General features: G+C 73.6%; 14 protein-coding genes and 1 pseudogene. All 15 read right to left on the bottom strand.

All coding sequences use genetic code 11. The annotated features are described in order from the left end of the window. Positions 1–243: 243 nt before the first annotated feature. The gene (locus ACFVVU_RS24940; RefSeq protein ID WP_387792287.1) at positions 244–3,279 is read right to left on the bottom strand and encodes an AAA family ATPase; all 3,036 of its coding nucleotides are present in this window, start codon (positions 3,277–3,279) and stop codon (positions 244–246) included. 173 nt (positions 3,280–3,452) lie between these two features. Continuing rightward, positions 3,453–3,614, bottom strand: a complete 162-nt coding sequence (locus tag ACFVVU_RS24935; protein WP_380682972.1) for a hypothetical protein — start codon at positions 3,612–3,614, stop codon at positions 3,453–3,455. A gap of 234 nt (positions 3,615–3,848) precedes the next feature. Beyond that, a complete protein-coding gene (gatB, locus tag ACFVVU_RS24930; RefSeq protein ID WP_380682970.1) occupies positions 3,849–5,357 on the bottom strand; it encodes an Asp-tRNA(Asn)/Glu-tRNA(Gln) amidotransferase subunit GatB in 1,509 nt (502 codons plus the stop codon). Positions 5,358–5,449: 92 nt separating this feature from the next. Further along, entirely contained in the window at positions 5,450–5,689 is a 240-nt protein-coding gene (locus tag ACFVVU_RS24925) for a hypothetical protein (protein ID WP_355374523.1), read from the bottom strand. Beyond that, positions 5,686–7,179: an Asp-tRNA(Asn)/Glu-tRNA(Gln) amidotransferase subunit GatA gene (gatA, locus tag ACFVVU_RS24920; RefSeq protein WP_380682969.1), complete on the bottom strand. Its 1,494-nt coding sequence runs from the start codon at positions 7,177–7,179 to the stop codon at positions 5,686–5,688. Before gatA ends, ACFVVU_RS24925 begins: the two co-directional genes overlap by 4 nt. Positions 7,180–7,184: 5 nt before the next feature. After that, positions 7,185–7,481: an Asp-tRNA(Asn)/Glu-tRNA(Gln) amidotransferase subunit GatC gene (gatC, locus tag ACFVVU_RS24915; RefSeq protein ID WP_035845952.1), complete on the bottom strand. Its 297-nt coding sequence runs from the start codon at positions 7,479–7,481 to the stop codon at positions 7,185–7,187. 262 nt (positions 7,482–7,743) lie between these two features. Continuing rightward, positions 7,744–9,399: pseudogene (locus ACFVVU_RS24910) on the bottom strand (putative bifunctional diguanylate cyclase/phosphodiesterase); the annotation flags it as partial. 373 nt (positions 9,400–9,772) lie between these two features. Beyond that, positions 9,773–12,169, bottom strand: coding sequence for an NAD-dependent DNA ligase LigA (gene ligA / locus ACFVVU_RS24905; protein ID WP_387792298.1), 2,397 nt, complete (start codon positions 12,167–12,169; stop codon positions 9,773–9,775). Between the two features lie 24 nt (positions 12,170–12,193). Then, on the bottom strand, positions 12,194–13,222 hold the full coding sequence (locus ACFVVU_RS24900; protein WP_380682968.1) for a methionine synthase: 1,029 nt from the start codon (positions 13,220–13,222) through the stop codon (positions 12,194–12,196). A 32-nt stretch (positions 13,223–13,254) separates the two neighbouring features. Then, positions 13,255–13,944, bottom strand: coding sequence for an SDR family oxidoreductase (locus tag ACFVVU_RS24895; RefSeq protein ID WP_380682967.1), 690 nt, complete (start codon positions 13,942–13,944; stop codon positions 13,255–13,257). Between the two features lie 13 nt (positions 13,945–13,957). Then, positions 13,958–14,482 carry a TIGR00730 family Rossman fold protein gene (locus ACFVVU_RS24890; RefSeq protein WP_380682966.1) on the bottom strand — a complete coding sequence of 175 codons (525 nt, stop codon included), beginning with the start codon at positions 14,480–14,482 and terminating at the stop codon, positions 13,958–13,960. A 52-nt stretch (positions 14,483–14,534) separates the two neighbouring features. Continuing rightward, on the bottom strand, positions 14,535–15,092 hold the full coding sequence (locus tag ACFVVU_RS24885; RefSeq protein ID WP_387792283.1) for a Uma2 family endonuclease: 558 nt from the start codon (positions 15,090–15,092) through the stop codon (positions 14,535–14,537). A 30-nt stretch (positions 15,093–15,122) separates the two neighbouring features. Further along, complete coding sequence (locus ACFVVU_RS24880) at positions 15,123–15,587, bottom strand: NUDIX hydrolase (protein WP_387792297.1); 465 nt, start codon at positions 15,585–15,587, stop codon at positions 15,123–15,125. A gap of 82 nt (positions 15,588–15,669) precedes the next feature. After that, positions 15,670–16,809: a tRNA 2-thiouridine(34) synthase MnmA gene (mnmA, locus tag ACFVVU_RS24875; protein ID WP_387792282.1), complete on the bottom strand. Its 1,140-nt coding sequence runs from the start codon at positions 16,807–16,809 to the stop codon at positions 15,670–15,672. Between the two features lie 63 nt (positions 16,810–16,872). Then, entirely contained in the window at positions 16,873–18,054 is a 1,182-nt protein-coding gene (locus ACFVVU_RS24870; RefSeq protein ID WP_380682974.1) for a cysteine desulfurase family protein, read from the bottom strand. Between the last annotated feature and the right edge of the window lie 104 nt (positions 18,055–18,158).

The following is an 18,158-nucleotide window of genomic DNA, read 5'->3' as shown; positions in this document are numbered from 1 at the left end:
CCCGTTCGGGACCCTACACCACTTTGGTCACTCAATGACACGCACACTCAACTTAGAGTAATGGCCTCCGGGTGGGGAATTACGCCCGATTCCACCGGAACGGGCCGGTTGGCGGGGGCGCGCGGGCGGGGGCTCACGCGGCGCGCACGGGAGCACGGGGCGGCGCCCGGGCGGTACCGGCCGGGCCGGCGACGGGGCGGCCGGGGCCGCGACGGCGGACGGGCGGGCGCCGGGCGGCGGCGCTCAGCCGGCGGCCGGCGCCAGATCCTCCGGGAACAGCCGCAAACGGTGGGCCAGCGCGGCGGCTTCGACCCGGCCGCCCACCGCGAGCTTGCCGAGGATGTTGGAGACGTGCACGCTCGCCGTCTTCGGCGAGATGTACAGCTCCTCGGCGATCTGCCGGTTGGTGCGCCCCCGCGCGAGCAATCGGAGCACGTCCCGCTCACGGGGGGTGAGGCCGAAGGACCCCCCGGCCGGCGGCGCCGCGGACGGTGCGGGACGGCCCGCGACGAGCGTCAGGCCCGCCCGCTCGGCCAGCGCGTCGATCTCGGCCCGCAGCCCGGCGTCGCCCCGCGCGGAGGCCAGTTCCCGCGCCTCGCGCAGCAGTCCGGCCCCGGCCTCACGGCGCCCGGCCAGCACCTCGGCCTCGCCGGCCCGCAGCAGCGCGAGCGCCAGCGGGTGCGGCAGCCCGGTCCGGCGCAGCCACTCGATCGCGGCGGCCCAGTGCGCCGGGGTGTCCGCCCCCTCGGCCCGGGCCAGTTCGCCCTCCAGCAGCCGGGCCCAGCCGTGGTGCAGCGGCGCCGCCGGGTGCAGCCCGGCCGCCGCCCCGGCGATCCGGGCCAGCACCGCGGCCCGGCCCGGCCCGGCCTGCGGCAGGCCCCGGCTGTCGGCCTCGACGCCCGCGCCGTCGACCAGCAGCGGGTAGTAGTCGGCCAGGTAGCCGCGCGGGACCTCCTCCACGAGGGCGGCGAGCAGTTCGGCGCGGGCCTCCAGCGGGCGGCCCGCCAGGGCGGCGATCCGTACCGCGAGCCGGCTGATCGGCACCGAGTGCTGGATCTGGCCGACCCGGTTGGCGGCCCGGGCCCCGGCGAGCAGCGCGGTGGCGCCGGCCAGGTCGCCGCGGAGCAGGGCGAGGTCGCCGCGCAGCCGGTCCAGGAACTCGGCGTGGGTGCCGGTCGGGCTGGTCAGGTCCCCCTCGGCGAGCACCAGTTCGGCCTCGTCGATCCGCCCGAGGTCCAGCAGCGCCTCGGCGAGGTTGCCGGTCAGGATGGCGCCGATGTTGCGCTGCAGGCCGTTGCGGCGGGCCGAGTCCAGCCCCTCGCGGGCCAGCGCCACGGCCTCCTCCGGCCGGCCGAGGCCGCGCTGCACCGAGGCCAGGTTGTTGAGACCGCGCAGCAGCAGGTCCGTGGCGCCGAGCCGGCGGGTGGCTTCGACCGCCGCGGCCAGCTGGGCCACGCCGGCCTCCGGGTCGGTGTCCAGGTCGTTGCGCAGCCCGCCGAGCGTCATCAGGGCGTGCTGCTCGACCGTGTGCGCCCCCACCTCGCGGGCGATCCGGGCGGCCCGTTCGGCGAGCGCGATCAGCTCGGGGCGGGAGTTGGAGAGCATCCCGGCGCCGGCCCCGAGAGCGAACACCTCGGCCTGCACGGCGGACGGCGGCAACGGCTCGACCAGCCGGTGCGCGTAGGCGATCTCCGCCTCGTCGCCGGAGCGGCGCAGATGGCCGAGCATCCGGGCGCGGTTGATCCGGAACCAGGCGGCGCGGGCCGGGTGCTCGGTCTCGTCGACGAGCTGGAGCGCCCGCTTCGCCAGGCTCAGCCCGCGCTCCCGGTCCCCGCTGCGGCGGGCCGCGACCACCGCCTCGGCCAGCACGTCGATCAGGCAGAGCCGGTCGCAGTCCTCGTCGTGCCGGTCGTCGTCGCAGGAGCACGGCGGGTAGGTCTCGGCCCAGTCGTACGGGCGCAGGGTGCCGGCCAGCTGCTCGGCGGGGACCTCGTCCCACAGCTCCAGGGCCCGTTCCAGCATGCGCAGTTGCTCGGCGAAGGCGTTGCGGCGGCGGGCCGCCCGGGCGGCGTCCAGCGCGGTCGGCAGGGCCCGGACCGGGTCGTGCGCGTGGTACCAGTAGTTGGCCAGCCGGGCCGGGCGGGCGTCGGCGCCGACCAGCTGCGGCTCGGCCTCCAGGGCCTCGGCGAACCGGCGGTTGATCCGGTGCCGCTCGCCGGGCAGCAGGTCGTCCGAGACGGCCTCGCGGACCAGCGCGTGCCGGAACCGGTAGCCGTCACCGTCGGGGTCCGGGCGCAGGATGTTGGCGCCGACCGCGGCGCGCAGCGAGGCGATCAGCTGCTCCTCGTCCTCCAGGACGGCGGCGAGCAGGGCGTGTTCGACGCAGGACCCGCCCTCGGCGGCGATCCGTAGGACCCGCTGGGTCTCCTCGTCCAGCGCCTCGACCCGCACCAGCAGGATGTCCCGCAGGGAGTCGGTGAGCCCGGCCGAACCGCCCTCCCGCAGGGCGGTGGCCAGTTCCTCGACGAAGAACGGATTGCCCTCCGAGCGGCGGTGGACCCGCTCGACCAGCTGCCGGTCGGGCACGGCGGTGCCGAGGATGCCGGCCAGCTGCGCGGCCACCTCGCCGGGGCCGAACCGCTCCAGCTCCAGCCGGCGGACGGTGCGCAGCCGCTCCAGCTCGGCCAGGAAGGGCCGCAGCGGGTGGCGGCGGTGCAGGTCGTCGCTGCGGTAGGTGGCGACCAGCAGGACGCGGGCCCGGTGCAGGGTGCGGACCAGGTAGGCGAGCAGCTCCCGGGTGGAGCGGTCGGACCAGTGCAGATCCTCGACGGCGAGCACGAAAGTACGGTCCGTGCCGAGTCGTTCGAACAGCCTCGTGGTGTGCTCGAACAGCCGGGCCCGGCCGTACTCGTCGTTGGGTTCGCCGTCGGCCTCGCCGAAGTCGGGCAGCAGCCGGGCGAGATGGCCCTCCATCCCGGCGGCGGCGTGCTCCAGGTCGGTGCCCAGACAGCGGTGCAGCCGGCGCAGCGCGGTGGCCAGCGGCGCGTACGGCAGTCCTTCGGCGCCGATCTCCAGACAGCCGCCGTCGGTGGTGAGCACGCCCCGGTCGTCGGCGCGGCGGAGGAACTCCTCCAGCAGCCGGGTCTTGCCGACGCCCGCCTCGCCGCCGATCAGCACGGTCTGCGGCTCGCCGTGCCCGGCCCGGTGCAGCGCGTCCATCAGGTCGGTGAGCTCCGGATCGCGGCCGACGAAGACGGGACTCACCGAGGTCTGCTGCATGGAGGCGAGCATGCCACAGAGGCCCGGCCGGCTCCGAGGGGTTATCGCGCCCGGCGAACGCCCCGAGAGGCCCGGCGAACGCGCTGCGAGGCCCGGCAGAAGCCCGGAGGGGGAGGCGCACCCCCGTGCCGCCTCCCCCTCCGTTGCCCGCTCGGCACCCGGGTGCCGGTCCGTCAGCATTCGCCGGGACGCACGGCGCGCCGCCGGGTGCGCCGGCCGGCGCTCGGCCGCCGGCCCGCGCGCTCGGCGGTCCGCGCCGCCCGGACCAGCCGCTGGTGCTCGGCCTCGGCCCGGAGCTCCCGCCCCTGCTGCTTGATGAGCTCGTACTCGATCACGGTGGTTCCCCTCGTGGGTTCTTCGTCTCTTCCTTCTACTGAGGAGAGACTCCTCCCCCAGGGGGGTGGCCGGCATCGGCAGGCTTGCGGATCTTCCGGGGCGCGATCTCCTTAGGGACCCGGCCACGGGGACGACGAAGGCCCGGCCCCACCCCTGGCAGGGGGTAAGACCGGGCCTCGGACGGGCCTCTGACGACTAAGGGGGCCTTAGACCGCCTTAGACACCTTGGAAACTCAGGCGGAGACGCCCAGCTTCTCCAGGATCAGATCCTTCACGCGGGCCGCGTCGGCCTGACCGCGGGTGGCCTTCATGACCGCGCCGACCAGCGCGCCGACCGCGGCGACCTTGCCGTCACGGATCTTGGCGGCGATCGCCTCGTTCTCGGCGATGGCCTGGTCGACCGCGGCGCCCAGCGCGGAGTCGTCCGAGACGACGGCCAGGCCGCGCTTCTCGACGATCTCGTCCGGCTCGCCCTCGCCGGCCAGCACGCCCTCGATGACCTGGCGGGCCAGCTTGTCGTTCAGCTTGCCCTCGGCGACCAGCGCGGTGACCCGGGCGACCTGCGCCGGGGTGATCGGCTGCTCGGCCAGCTCGGTGCCGGTCTCGTTGGCCCGGCGGGCCAGCTCGCCCATCCACCACTTGCGGGCCTGGTCGGCCGGGGCGCCGGCGGCGATGGTCTCCTGGATCGGCTCGACGGCACCGGCGTTCAGCACCGACTGCATGTCCTTGTCCGACAGGCCCCACTCGGCCTGCAGCCGGGCCCGGCGCACCCGGGGCAGCTCGGGCAGCGCGGCACGCAGCTCCTCGACCCACGCGCGGGCCGGGGCGATCGGCACCAGGTCCGGCTCCGGGAAGTACCGGTAGTCCTCGGCGTTGTCCTTGATCCGGCCGGAGGTGGTGGAGCCGTCCTCCTCGTGGAAGTGCCGGGTCTCCTGGACGATCGTGCCGCCGTCGGTCAGCACCGTGGCGTGCCGCTGGATCTCGAACCGGGCGGCCCGCTCGACGCTGCGCAGCGAGTTGACGTTCTTGGTCTCCGAGCGGGTGCCGAAGGTCTCGGTGCCGTTCGGGCGCAGCGACAGGTTGACGTCGCAGCGCATCTGGCCCTTGTCCATCCGGGCCTCGGAGACGCCCAGCGAGCGGATCACCTCGCGCAGCTCGGCGACGTACGCGCGGGCGACCTCGGGGGCCCGCTCGCCGGCGCCGGTGATCGGCTTGGTGACGATCTCGATCAGCGGGATGCCGGCCCGGTTGTAGTCCAGCAGCGAGTGCGTGGCGCCGTGGATGCGGCCGGTCGCGCCGCCGACGTGGCTGGACTTGCCGGTGTCCTCCTCCATGTGGGCGCGCTCGATCTCCACGCGGAAGGTCGAGCCGTCCTCCAGCTGCACGTCGAGGTAGCCGTTGAAGGCGATCGGCTCGTCGTACTGCGAGGTCTGGAAGTTCTTCGGCATGTCCGGGTAGAAGTAGTTCTTCCGCGCGAACCGGCACCACTCGGCGATCTCGCAGTTCAGCGCCAGGCCGATCTTGACGGCCGACTCCACGCCCACCGCGTTGACCACCGGCAGCGAGCCCGGCAGCCCCAGGCAGGTCGGGCAGACCTGGCTGTTCGGCTCGGCACCCAGCTCGGTCGAACAACCGCAGAACATCTTGGTCTTGGTACCCAGCTCGACGTGGACCTCCAGGCCCATCACCGGGTCGTACGACGCGAGAGCGTCCTCGTAGGAGACCAGGTTCTTGACGCTCACAGCGTCCCCTTCACTCAAAAGTCTTCGGTGGTGCGGGCGCCCGGCCCGTACCCCTCCGTACGGCGGGTACGGGCCGGGGCCCCACGGCTGGGTCAGCCCAGCAGGACGTCGTCGTCGCCGAGGCGGCGCAGCTCGCGCACCAGCAGGGCGGTGCCGGTGACCAGGGCGGCGGCGCCGATCAGGGCGTTGACGAGCTTGAGGGTGTCGCTCTCGTCGCGGGCCTTGCGCACGTCCTTGACGATGGAGATCGCGCCGAACGTGCTGGTCCCGATGGACAGCCACAGCCCGGGCTTCGAGTGCTTGAAGCCCTTGGCCTTCTCGATCTTGCTCACAGTGCCGGTGCCTCCTCCAGCAGGGTGTGCCCCCACTTGTCGTTGAGTGCGGCCTCGACGGCGCCGCCCACGCGGTACAGGCGGTCGTCCGCCATCGCGGGTGCGATGATCTGCAGGCCGACCGGGAGATTGTCCTCCGGGGCCAGGCCGCAGGGCAGCGACATGGCCGCGTTGCCCGCCAGGTTGGACGGAATCGTGCAGAGGTCGGCCAGATACATCGCCATCGGGTCGTCGGCGCGCTCGCCGATCGGGAAGGCGGTGGTCGGGGTGGTCGGCGAGACCAGGACGTCCACGCCGGCGAAGGCCGCGTCGAAGTCGCGGGAGATCAGCGTGCGCACCTTCTGGGCCGAGCCGTAGTAGGCGTCGTAGTAGCCCGAGGAGAGCGCGTAGGTGCCGAGGATGATGCGGCGCTTGACCTCGGGGCCGAAGCCGGCCTCACGGGTCAGCGCGGTGACGTCCTCGGCGGAGCGGGTGCCGTCGTCGCCGACCCGCAGGCCGTAGCGCATCGCGTCGAACCGGGCCAGGTTGGACGAGGCCTCGCTGGGCGCGATCAGGTAGTACGCGGGCAGCGCCAGGGTGAACGACGGGCAGGAGACCTCGACGACCTCGGCGCCCAGCTCGCGCAGCAGCTCCACCGACTCGTTGAAGCGCTGCATGACGCCGGCCTGGTAGCCCTCGCCCGCGAACTCCTTCACCACGCCGATCCGCATGCCCCGGACATCGCGCATCCGCGCCGCCTCGACCACGGCCGGGACCGGCGCGTCGATCGAGGTGGAGTCCAGCGGGTCGTGGCCGGCGATGGCCTCGTGCAGCAGCGCCGCGTCCAGCACGGTGCGGGCGCACGGGCCGCCCTGGTCCAGGCTGCTGGAGAAGGCCACCAGGCCGTAGCGGGAGACCGAGCCGTAGGTCGGCTTCACGCCGACGGTGCCGGTGACGGCGCCGGGCTGGCGGATCGAGCCGCCCGTGTCGGTGCCGATCGCCAGCGGGGCCTCGAAGGCGGCCAGCGCGGCCGCCGAGCCGCCGCCGGAGCCGCCGGGGATCCGGGAGAGGTCCCACGGGTTGCCGGTGGTGCCGTAGGCGGAGTTCTCGGTGGAGGAGCCCATCGCGAACTCGTCCATGTTGGTCTTGCCGAGGATGACGACGCCGGCGTCCTTGAGCCGCGAGGTCAGGGTGGCGTCGTACGGCGGGATCCAGCCTTCGAGGATCTTCGAGCCGCAGGTGGTCGGCACGCCCTTGGTGGTGAAGACGTCCTTCAGCGCCAGCGGGACACCGGCCAGCGGGCCCAGCTCCTCGCCCTTGGCGCGCTTGTCGTCGACGGCCCGGGCCGCGCTCAGCGCGCCCTCGGTGTCGACGTGCAGGAAGGCGTTGACCTTCTGGTCGACGGCCTCGATGCGGTCCAGGTGCGCCTGCGCGACCTCGACGGCGGAGACCTCGCCCTTGGCGATGGCGGTGGCCGTCTCGGCGGCCGTGTAACGGATCAGGTCGGTCATCTCGGTCAGTCCTCCCCGAGGATCTGGGGAACGCGGAAACGCTGCTCCTCGGCGGCCGGGGCGCCGGCCAGCGCCTGCTCCGGGGTGAGCGACGGCCGGACCTCGTCCGCGCGCATGACGTTGGTCAGCGGCAGCGGGTGGGAGGTGGGCGGGACGTCCTGTCCGGCGACCTCGGAAACGCGGGCGACCGCGCCGATGATCACGTCGAGCTGCTCGGCGAAGTGGTCCAGCTCTTCGGCCTGCAACTCAAGACGCGACAGCCGAGCGAGGTGGGCGACCTCCTCGCGCGTGATGCCAGGCATGCAGCGATCCTCAGGGTGAGTTCTGGTGAGGCCCGGATCCGCCTTCCGGCGGCCCGGGCCCGGGCCGGGAGCGGCCGGTCCGGCGCTCCCGTCCTCGTGGTCTGTGGCCCCATCCTATGGGGCGCGGCCCGGCCACCGGCCAACGACCAGCGGCGGTCCGGGGTCACCCCCGCCGCACGGGGCCGCGCGCGGCCGCCCAGGGCGGCTCCACCGCCGGGTCACGGCCGCTCCACGGCCGCTCCGGTGCCGGTCCGATGCCGTTCTACTGCGGGCGGGTCGGCGCCCAGCTCTGCTGCTTGGGCACCTGGACCTCCACCGCGGCGGCCTGCACCGCCTGGACCACCGGCGGCAGCGCGGGCTTGGCCACCGGCGGCAGCCGGTCGGCGGAGGCGGCGGCGAACCGCTCCACCGGCGGGGCGCCGGTGCGGTGCACCCGCAGCCAGGCGGTGGCCTGCTCGGCCGGCAGCGCCGCGGAGACCAGCCAGCCCTGCACCGCGTCCACGCCCATGCAGTTCAGCCGCTCCCAGGTCTCGTCGTCCTCGACGCCCTCGGCGACCACGGTCAGGCCGAGCGAGTGGGCCAGCTCGACCGAGCAGCGGACCACCGCCGCGTCGTGGTCGTCGGCGACCATCCGGGAGACGAAGGAGCGGTCGATCTTCAGCTCGCCGACCGGCAGGCTGCGCAGCCGCACCAGCGAGGAGTGGCCGGTCCCGAAGTCGTCCAGGGACATCCCGACCCCGTAGCCGCGCAGTTCGGCGAGGGTGTCGGCGGCCCGCCGGGAGTCGTCCAGCAGCAGCCGCTCGGTGATCTCCAGCTGGAGCGCGTGGGCCGGCACCTGGTGGCGCACGAGGTGGCCGGCGACCCGCTGGGCGAAGCCGGGGTTGAGCACGTCGCGCGGTGAGACGTTCACCGCGACCTGCACCTGCAGGCCCTGCTCGCGCCAGTGGGCGAGCTGGCCGACGGCGGCCTCCAGCACGTAGTCGGTCAGCCGGGGCATCAGCCCGCTGGACTCGGCGAGGCCGACGAACTCGTCCGGCGAGACCCGGCCCTGGCCCGGGCGCTCCCAGCGCAGCAGCGCCTCCAGTCCGACCACCCGGCCGTCGAAGGCCACCTTGGGCTGGTAGTGCAGTTGCACCTCGCCGGTCTCCAGGGCCCGCCGCAGGTCGCCCAGCAGTCCGATCCGGTACGGGGTGTCGGCGTCCTGCGCCTCGTGGTACTGCTCGACCGAGGTGCGTCCGCGCTGTGCGTGGCCCATCGCGACGTCGGCGCGGCGCAGCAGCGACTCGGCGTCCTGGGCGTGCCGGGGGAAGACGCAGACGCCCGCGCTGGCCTCCAGGACGAGCAGCAGCCCGTCCAGCCGGATCGGCGCGGCCAGTTCGGCGATCAGCGCCTTGGCCACCTTCTCCAGCGAGTCCGGGCAGCCGATGCCGGGCAGCAGCACGGCGAACTCGTCGCCGCCCATCCGGGCCACCATCGGCCGGCCGCGGTAGTGCCGGGGCAGTCCGGCGAAGACGTCGTCGATGGACTCGCGGGTGGCGCTGCCGGCCGCCCCGCCGGAGCGCAGGGCCCGGTGCAGCCGGCGGGCGATGTGGACGAGCAGCCGGTCGCCGGCGGTGTGGCCGAGGGTGTCGTTGAGCGACCGGAAGCGGTCGAGGTCGAGCAGGATCAGCCCGACGCTGTACCCCTCGGAGTGCTCGGCGATGGCCTCCTGGGCGGCGAGGAGTAACGCCTGGCGGTTGGGCAGATCGGTCAGCGGATCGGTCAGCTGGTCGCGGGCCCGGTCGCGGGCGATCCGCCAGGCGGCGACCAGGACGGCCAGCGGCACCGCGAACAGCGGCAGCAGTTCGGCCTCGTAGCGGTAGACCAGCACGGCCAGCGGGATCAGCGGCGCCGCGCCGGCCAGCAGCACGCCGAGCAGCAGGACGGCCCCCGCCACCCCGTGCGGCGGGCGTGTGGGCGCGCCGCCGGTCGTACGATCCATAAGCCCTGTCCTCCGTCGGGCCCGCCCCGTCGGGCCGCCTAGCGGTGAGGCACCGTACCGGTACCGGCAGCCTGCCGGGCACGGAGCGACCCCGCGGAGTCCGGCTCAGCCGGTCCCCCCACCCCTGCTGACACTCTGTTGCGCTCCAGGGTATGCGTGGCTTCACCCGACGGGCAGACTTTCAGACAACCGGACATACGCCACCGTGCCCGGTGCCGCACAGTGTCACGATGCCCGCTAACACTGTGCGGCACCCGATGACGTTGCATCAGGACGATAACAAGCCGGATTCGGGGCTTCCGCGCGCGGGTCAGTCCCCGGCGGGCTCCTCCCCCGGCTCCTCGGCGGACGCTTCGACGGATGCCGCGGCGGGCGCCTCGGTGGGCTCCCCGGCCGGCGCCTCCGCCTCCGCCTTCGTGGCGGCCTTCTTCCTCGCGGGCGCCTTCTTCACCGGCGCCTCCTCCGGCTCCGGCGGCAGCCCCAGGTGGACCCGGGCGGCGGCCGACCCCTGCTCCAGCAGGATCGCGAAGCCCTGGTCGTCCAGGACCGGCAGCCCGAGCTGCACGGCCTTGTCGTACTTGGACCCGGGGTTGTCGCCGGCGACCACGAAGTGGGTCTTCTTCGACACCGAGCCGGTCACCTTCGCGCCCCGCGAGGTCAGCGCCTCCTTGGCGCCGTCCCGGGTGTGCCCGGCCAGAGTGCCGGTGACGACGACCGTCAGGCCCTCCAGCGGACGCTCGCCCTCCTCCTCCGCGGCCTCCTCGGTGAAGCGGACGCCGGCGGCGCGCCACTTCTCGACGATCTCCCGGTGCCAGTCCACCTGGTACCACTCGATGATCGAGCGTGCGGTGCCCGCGCCGACGCCCTCGGTGGCGGCCAGCCGCTCCTCGCTCGCCGCGAAGATCGCGTCCAGGTCGCGGAACTCCCGGGCGAGGTCCTGGGCGGCCACCGGGCCGACGTGCCGGATCGAGAGGCCGTTGAGGAAGCGCCAGAGCGGGCGGTCCTTGGCCTTCTCGATGTTCTCCAGCATCAGCCCGGTGTTCTTCTTCGGCGCACCGGCGGTGGTGGCGAAGAAGAACACCTCCTTCTCCTCGCCGGTCTCGTCGTCGAGCTTCGGCATGCCGGTCTTCTGGTCACGCACCAGCACCTTGATCGGGAGCAGCTGCTCGACCGTCAGGCCGAAGATGTCGCCCTCGTTGCCCACCGGCGCCTCGGCGGGCTGCAGCGGCTGGGTCAGCGCGGTGGCCGCGACGTAGCCGAGCCCCTCGATGTCCAGCGCCGAGCGCCCGCCGAGGAAGGCGATCCGCTCCCGGATCTGGGCCGGGCAGAACCGGGCGTTGGGGCAGCGCAGGTCGATGTCGCCCTCGGCCATCGGCCGCAGCTCGCTGTCGCACTCGGGGCAGTGCGAGGGCATCACGAAGGCCTGCTCGGTGCCGTCCCGCAGGTCGTACACCGGGCCGAGGATCTCCGGGATCACGTCGCCGGCCTTGCGCAGCACCACGGTGTCGCCGAGCAGGACGTCCTTGGCCTTGACGACCTCCTGGTTGTGCAGGGTCGCGTACTGCACCATCGAGCCGGCCACCTTCACCGGCTCGGCCAGCACCGCGTACGGGGTGGCCCGGCCGGTGCGGCCGATGCCGACCTTGATCGCGGCCAGCTTCCCGGTGACCTCCTCCGGCGGGTACTTCCAGGCGATCGCCCAGCGCGGGGACTTCGAGGTGGAGCCGAGCCGGCCCTGCAGGGCGATCTCGTCCACCTTGACGACCACGCCGTCGATCTCGTGCTCGACCGAGTGCCGCTGCTCGCCGAAGTTCTTGATGAACTCCCGCACCTCGGCCAGCGTGCCGACCACCCGGTTGTGCCGCGCGGTCGGCAGGCCCCACTCGCGCAGCAGGTCGTAGGCGTGCGACTGGCAGTCGATGTCGAAGCCGGAACGCGCCCCGATGCCGTGCACCACCATGTGCAGCGGACGGGAGGCGGTGACCAGCGGGTCCTTCTGCCGCAGCGAGCCGGCGGCGGCGTTGCGCGGGTTCATGAACAACCGGATCATCGCCCGGGGCCGCTTGCCCTCCTTGGCGCGCTCCTCGTTCTCCACCCGGCGGCGCTCGTTCTCCTCCGCGAAGGAGGCGTTGAGCGCCTCGAAGGCCTCGGTCGGGAAGTAGACCTCGCCGCGGATCTCCACCAGCTCCGGGACGTTGTCGCCCTGGAGCCGGTGCGGGATCTCCTTGATGGTGCGGACGTTGGCGGTGATGTCCTCGCCGACCCGGCCGTCGCCGCGGGTCGCCGCCTGCACCAACTGGCCGTTCTCGTAGGTGAGGTTGACGGCCAGACCGTCCACCTTGAGCTCGCACAGGTAGTGGTACTCGATGCCGGCCAGCTCGGTGGCGACCCGCTCGGCCCAGGCGGCGAGCTCCTCGTCGTCCATCGCGTTGTCCAGGCTGAGCAGCCGCTCCCGGTGCTCGACCGGGGCGAACAGCAGGGTCGGCGCGCCGCCCACCCGCTGCGTGGGCGACTCCGGGGTGACCAGCGCCGGGTGCTCCGCCTCCAGCCCCTCCAGCTCGCGCATCAGCGCGTCGAACTCGGCGTCGCTGACGACCGGCGCGTCCTGCTCGTAGTAGCGGGCCCGGTGGTCGGTGATCTCGGCCGCCAGCTCCGCGTGCCGCTTGCGCACCTCCGCCGGAACGTCCTCCCAGCCCTCGACAGCCACCACCGCAAGCCCTCCGTCAATCTCTCATTCCGGGTTGTCCACCAGGCTCTGGGCCGCCTTCACGCTGAGTGACAACGCAGTACGGGCGTAGGACGGGGAGGCCCCGGCCAGCCCGCAGGTGGGCGTCACCAGCACACGGCGGCCCAGCAGCTCCGGGGCGAACCCGAGCCTGCGCCACAACGTCCTGACACCCTGGACACTACCGGCCGGGTCCGACATCGCCCTTGATTGAGCAGGGGCCTGGTCGGTGGAGGGAACGACACCGGCGAGGAGCACGGTGCCGGCCTCGACCGCCTCGCCGAGGTCGTCGTCCTCACGCTCGGTCAGCAGCGAGAAGTCCAGCGAGACACCGGCCACCCCGGCCCGGCGCAGCAGCGGCAGCGGCACCCGGGGGGCGCAGCAGTGCACCACGACGGGTGCGTCCAGGGCGCCGATCAGGTCCCGCAGCGCCTCCTCGGCGAGCTGGCGGTCGACCGCGCGCAGCCGCTGGAAGCCGCTGGCGGTCTTCACCTCGCCGGCCAGCACGGCGGGCAGCGAGGGCTCGTCGAGCTGGAGCACCACCTGCGCGCCGGGCACCCGCCGGCGGACCTCGGCGAGGTGGCGGCGCAGGCCCTCGGCCAGCGAGCCGGCGATGTCCCGGCAGGCGCCGGGGTCGGCGAGGGCCTTCTCGCCGTGCTTGAGCTCGACGGAGGCGGCCAGCGTCCACGGGCCGACCGCCTGCACCTTGAGCGCGCCGGTGTACCCCTGGGTGAACTCCTCCAGCGCGTCGAGGTCCTCGCCGAGCCAGGAGTGGGCGCGCCGGGTGTCCCGGCCGGGGCGGTCGGCGAACCGCCAGCCGCTCGGCTCGGTCTGCGCGAACAGCTCCACCAGCAGACCGGCGGAGCGCCCGATCATGTCGGCGCCGGGCCCGCGGGCGGGCAGCTCCGGGAGGAACGGGAGGTGCTCCAGCGCGCCGGTGGAGGTCTTGGCGGCCTCCCGGGCGTCGGTGCCGGGCAGCGAGCCGACGCCGGTGGCGGCGCCGACCAGGTCGGGGAAGGGGTGTCCGTTGCTCACCCGCCCGAGCCTAGTGCGCCGCCACCGTGCCGTTAGCGCCCCGGGCGGACGGTGATGTCGGTGATCTCCGCGTCCCGGGAGGCGTCCAGCGCGGCCAGGACCGCCTTCGCCACCGACTCGGGCTCGATCCACTGCCCGGCGTCGTACTGCTTGCCCTCCTGCTGGTGCACCTTGGCCTGCATCGCCGTGGCGGTGCGGCCCGGGTACACCGAGGTGACCCGCACGCCGTTGCCGTGCTCCTCCAGCCGCAGCGCGTCCGCGAGCGCCTTCAGCCCGTGCTTGCTCGCCGCGTACGCCGACCACTCGGCGCTCGCGCGCAGCCCGGCGCCGGAGTTCACGAACACCACGTGCCCCTTCACCAGCCGCACCGAGGGCAGCAGCAGCCGGGTCAGCTCGGCGGGGGCGACCAGGTTGACGTTCAGGGTGTCCTGCCAGGCCTTGACCGGCAGATCGCCGACCGGGCCCAGCTCGACCATGCCCGCCACGTGCAGCAGCGAGTCCAGCTCGACCGGCAGCGCCTGGTGCCCGAAGGCCCAGGACAGCTTGGCCGGGTCGCCGAGGTCGCCGACCAGGGTCCTGGCGCCGGGGAAGCGCTCGCGCAGTTCGGCGGCCCGGCGCGCGTCGCGGGCCAGCAGCCAGAGCTCGTCACCGCGCTCGGCGAGACGTTCGGCGAGGACGGCGCCGATGCCGGAGCCGGCGCCGGTGATCAGATGAGTGGCCATGGTCCCGATCCTCTCAGGCCTTCAGCTGCTCGAAGACCTGGGCCGGGGTGTCGGCGAAGGTGATCAGCTCGGCCAGCGGGCGCGGCAGGAAGCCCTCCGTGTCCATCCGCTCCAGCTGGGTGCGCAGGCCCGCGTAGAAGCCCTCGGTGTCCAGCACGACCACCGGCTTGTCGTGCAGCGCGTGCTTCTTGAGCTCCAGCACCTCGGTCACCTCGTCCAGCGTGCCCAGCCCGCCGACGAGGACGACGACCGCGTCCGCACGCGACAGCAGCAGCGCCTTGCGCTCCGCGAGGTCGGCGGTGACGACCAGCTCGTCGGCGCCCTCGTACGACTTGTGCTTCAGGAACTCGACGGAGATCCCGACCAGCTGCCCGCCGGCCCCCTTCACCCCGTCCGCCAGCTCCCCCATCAGCCCGGTGTTCGAGCCACCCCAGACCAGGGTGTGCCCGCCCTCCCCGAGGAGCCGGGCGAACTCGGCGGCGGGGGCGGAGTAACGGTCGTCGAGCGAGGCAGCGGAGCAGAAAACGCAGATATTCATAGTGGAATCCGGTCTATCACGCCCCGCCGCTCTCCTTCACCACCTTTGTTCCTCAGCCCTTGTACGGCACGAGCGCCGTCAGGCTCAGCGTGAACCCGAAGGGCTCCGGGATGTGGATCTCGTCGCCGAACTTCCGGTCGCTGCGGGTGTGGTACCGGTCGTGGTCGGGCTCGGAGAACAGCGTCACGGTGTGCTGGCGCGGGTCCACGATCAGGTAGAGCGGGACGCGCATCACGGCGTAGTCGTGCAGCTTGTCCATCCAGTCGTTGCCCGGGTTCGACGGCGAGACGATCTCGACGGCGATCAGCGCCTCGGCCGCCGGCGCCCGGTTGCCGGGCTCGGAGAGCACCTCCACCGGCAGGTAGGTGAGGTCCGGCTCACGCCCCTTGGAGACGTCCGGGCTGACGATCCTGGTGCGTTCGCCGGGGAGGTGCCCATCGGGGGCATGCCGCTCGAACTGCCCGCGCAACAACGCAAGGTTGAGCTGGTGCACGTTCGGCGGCGACGCCTGCATGATCAGCACGTCCCCGGACCACTCGATCCGGACGCCTTCCGGTGCGATCCGCTCCAGCTCCTCGACGAAGTCGCCGTACCGCTCGTAGAAGCTCATGCCACGCGCCCTCCGGGCAGCTCGCGACCGTCAGCCAAGCACCTGCCGCCCGTCATGGGCTCGCACGCACGGTTCGGCGCTGTCCCGCAGCGCGTCCAGCACGCGCACCGCGTACACCTCGGCCATGCGGTCGGCGACCTCACCCGGCGTGAGCCAGTCGACGGCGGTCGACTCCTCCGAGAGCCGCTCGCTCCCGCTCTCCGGGCGGCAGCGGAACACCAGGGCGACGATCCCACGGCTCACGTTCTTGTAGACACCGGTCAGCCGCTCCACGCCGACCTTGATCCCGGTCTCCTCGAACACCTCGCGGCGCACGCCGTCCTCGACGGCCTCCGCCACCTCCAGCACCCCGCCCGGAGGCTCCCACGTCCCGTTGTCGGCCCGCCGGATCGCCAGCACCCGGCCGTCCTCCCGCACCACCACCCCTGCGACGGACACCGAGTGGAGCGGCGTTGACTCGGACTTCCCGGCGCTGTTACTCATGGGCAGGAGAATAGGAGCCTTGAAGGGCCGTTCACGTCGAACCGGCGATGATCCGGTGAAACCGTCGAACGATGCTCCCGTGCCCGGCCCGGGCTCAGACGGTCACGGCCGGGCGCCGGGTGGTGGCGATGGTGGCGGAGCCGACGACGCGGGTGCCGTCGTAGAGCACCACGGCCTGGCCGGGGGCGATGCCGCGGGCCGGGGTGTCGAGGGTGACGTGGAGGGTGTCGTCGACGACCGAGGCGTCCACCGGGACCTCCTCGCCGTGGGCGCGCAGCTGGGCGGTGTAGCGGCCGTCGGCCAGCGGCTCGGTGCCGCACCAGCGGGGGCGGACGGCGGTGAGGGCGGTGACGTCCAGGCCCTCGACCGGGCCGACCGTCACGGTGTTGTTCACCGGGGAGATGTCGAGCACGTACCGCGGCTTGCCGTCGGCGGCCGGACGGCCGATCCGCAGGCCCTTGCGCTGGCCGATGGTGAAGCCGTACGCGCCGTCGTGCTCGCCGAGCTTGGTGCCGTCGACGTCCAGGATGTCGCCGGTGGCGGTGCCGAGGTGCTGGGCCAGGAAGCCCTGGGTGTCGCCGTCCGCGATGAAGCAGATGTCGTGGCTGTCCGGCTTCTTGGCGACGGCCAGGCCGCGCCGCTCGGCCTCCTCGCGGATGACGTCCTTGGTGGTGTCGCCGAGCGGGAAGAGCGAGTGGGCGAGCTGCTCGGCGTCGAGCACACCGAGGACGTAGGACTGGTCCTTGGCGGCGTCGACGGCGCGGTGCAGCTCGCGCGAACCGTCCGGGAGGTCGACGATCCGGGCGTAGTGGCCGGTGCAGACGGCGTCGAAGCCCAGCGCGATCGCCTTGTCCAGCAGCGCGGCGAACTTGATCTTCTCGTTGCAGCGCAGGCACGGGTTGGGGGTGCGGCCGGCCGCGTACTCGGCGACGAAGTCGTCGATGACGTCCTCGCGGAAGCGCTCGGCGAGGTCCCAGACGTAGAACGGGATGCCGATCACGTCGGCGGCGCGGCGCGCGTCCCGGGAGTCCTCGATGGTGCAGCAGCCGCGCGCGCCGGTCCGGAAGGACTGCGGGTTGCTGGAGAGCGCCAGGTGCACGCCGGTCACCTCGTGGCCGGCCTCGACGGCGCGGGCGGCGGCGACGGCGGAGTCCACCCCGCCGGACATCGCCGCGAGCACACGCAGGCGGCCGGTGGCGGACGGAGCGGTCGGGGCACCCGGGAAGTCAGTCATGATGAGTCCAAGCGTACGTGGTGCCGCCCGGCATTCCACCGGGGTTTCCCCGGTGCCCGGACCCTAGCGCCGGACGGCCGCGAGACCCGCGTTGCGGGCGCGCTGGACGGCCGGCGCGATGGCGTCGGTGAGGGCGGTGACATCGGCCCGGGTGGAGGTGTGGCCCAGCGAGAAGCGCAGCGAGGCGCGGGCCAGCAGCGGGTCGACGCCCATCGCCAGCAGCACGTGGCTGGGCTGCGGGACGCCGGCCGAGCAGGCCGAGCCGGTGGAGCACTCGATGCCCTGGGCGTCGAGCAGCATCAGCAGGGCGTCGCCCTCGCAGCCGGGGAAGGAGAAGTGCGCGTTGGCGGGCAGCCGCCCCTCCGCCGCCGGGTCGCCGTTGAGCACCGCGTCCGGGACGGCGGCCAGCACCGCCTCGACCAGCTCGTCGCGCAGCGCGCCCAGCGTGACGGCGTGCTCCGCGCGCCGCTCGACGGCGACGGCCGCCGCGGCGGCGAAGCCGGCGGCGCCCGGCGCGTCCAGGGTGCCGGAGCGCACGTCGCGCTCCTGGCCGCCGCCGTGCAGCAGCGGGACCGGCGCCGCGCCGCGCGACAGCAGCAGGGCGCCGATGCCGAACGGGCCGCCGATCTTGTGACCGGTGACGGTGAGCGCGGTGAGCCCGGAGTCGGCGAAGGAGACCGGGACCTGGCCGAGCGCCTGCACCGCGTCGGCGTGCATCGGGATGCCGTACTCGGCCGCCACCGCGGCGAGTTCGGCGACCGGCTGGACCGTGCCGACCTCGTTGTTGGCCCACATCACGGTGACCAGCGCGACCGAGGCCGGGTCGCGCTCGATCGCCTCGCGCAGCGCCGTCGGGTGGACCCGGCCGAGCGCGTCCACCGGCAGGTAGTCGACGGTGGCGCCCTCGTGCTCGGCGAGCCAGTGCACCGCGTCCAGCACCGCGTGGTGCTCGACCGGGCTGCACAGCACCCGGGTACGGGCCGGGTCGGCGCCGCGGCGGGCCCAGAACAGGCCCTTGACCGCCAGGTTGTCGGACTCGGTGCCGCCACCGGTGAGGATGATCTCGCTGGGCCGGGCGCCGAGCGATTCGGCCAGCGACTCGCGGGCCTCCTCGACCACCCGGCGGGCCCGACGGCCGGCCGCGTGCAGGGAGGAAGCGTTGCCGACGACCCCCAGGTGCGCCGTCATCGCGGCGATCGCCTCGGGCAGCATCGGCGTGGTCGCCGCATGGTCCAGGTATGGCATAACCATCCGATTGTAGAGGTCCCCCGGCTCGCACCGGACCGATCAGGCCACCGGACACCGCGCACCGCGGCGCTGCCCGTCCGGGCAACCCGGTACGGGGCGCG

Source organism: Kitasatospora sp. NPDC057965, from assembly GCF_042887135.1.
Classification (GTDB): Bacteria; Actinomycetota; Actinomycetes; order Streptomycetales; family Streptomycetaceae; genus Kitasatospora.
Note: the sequence above shows the minus strand (reverse complement) of the source record. Positions and strands in the feature narration are given on the sequence as shown.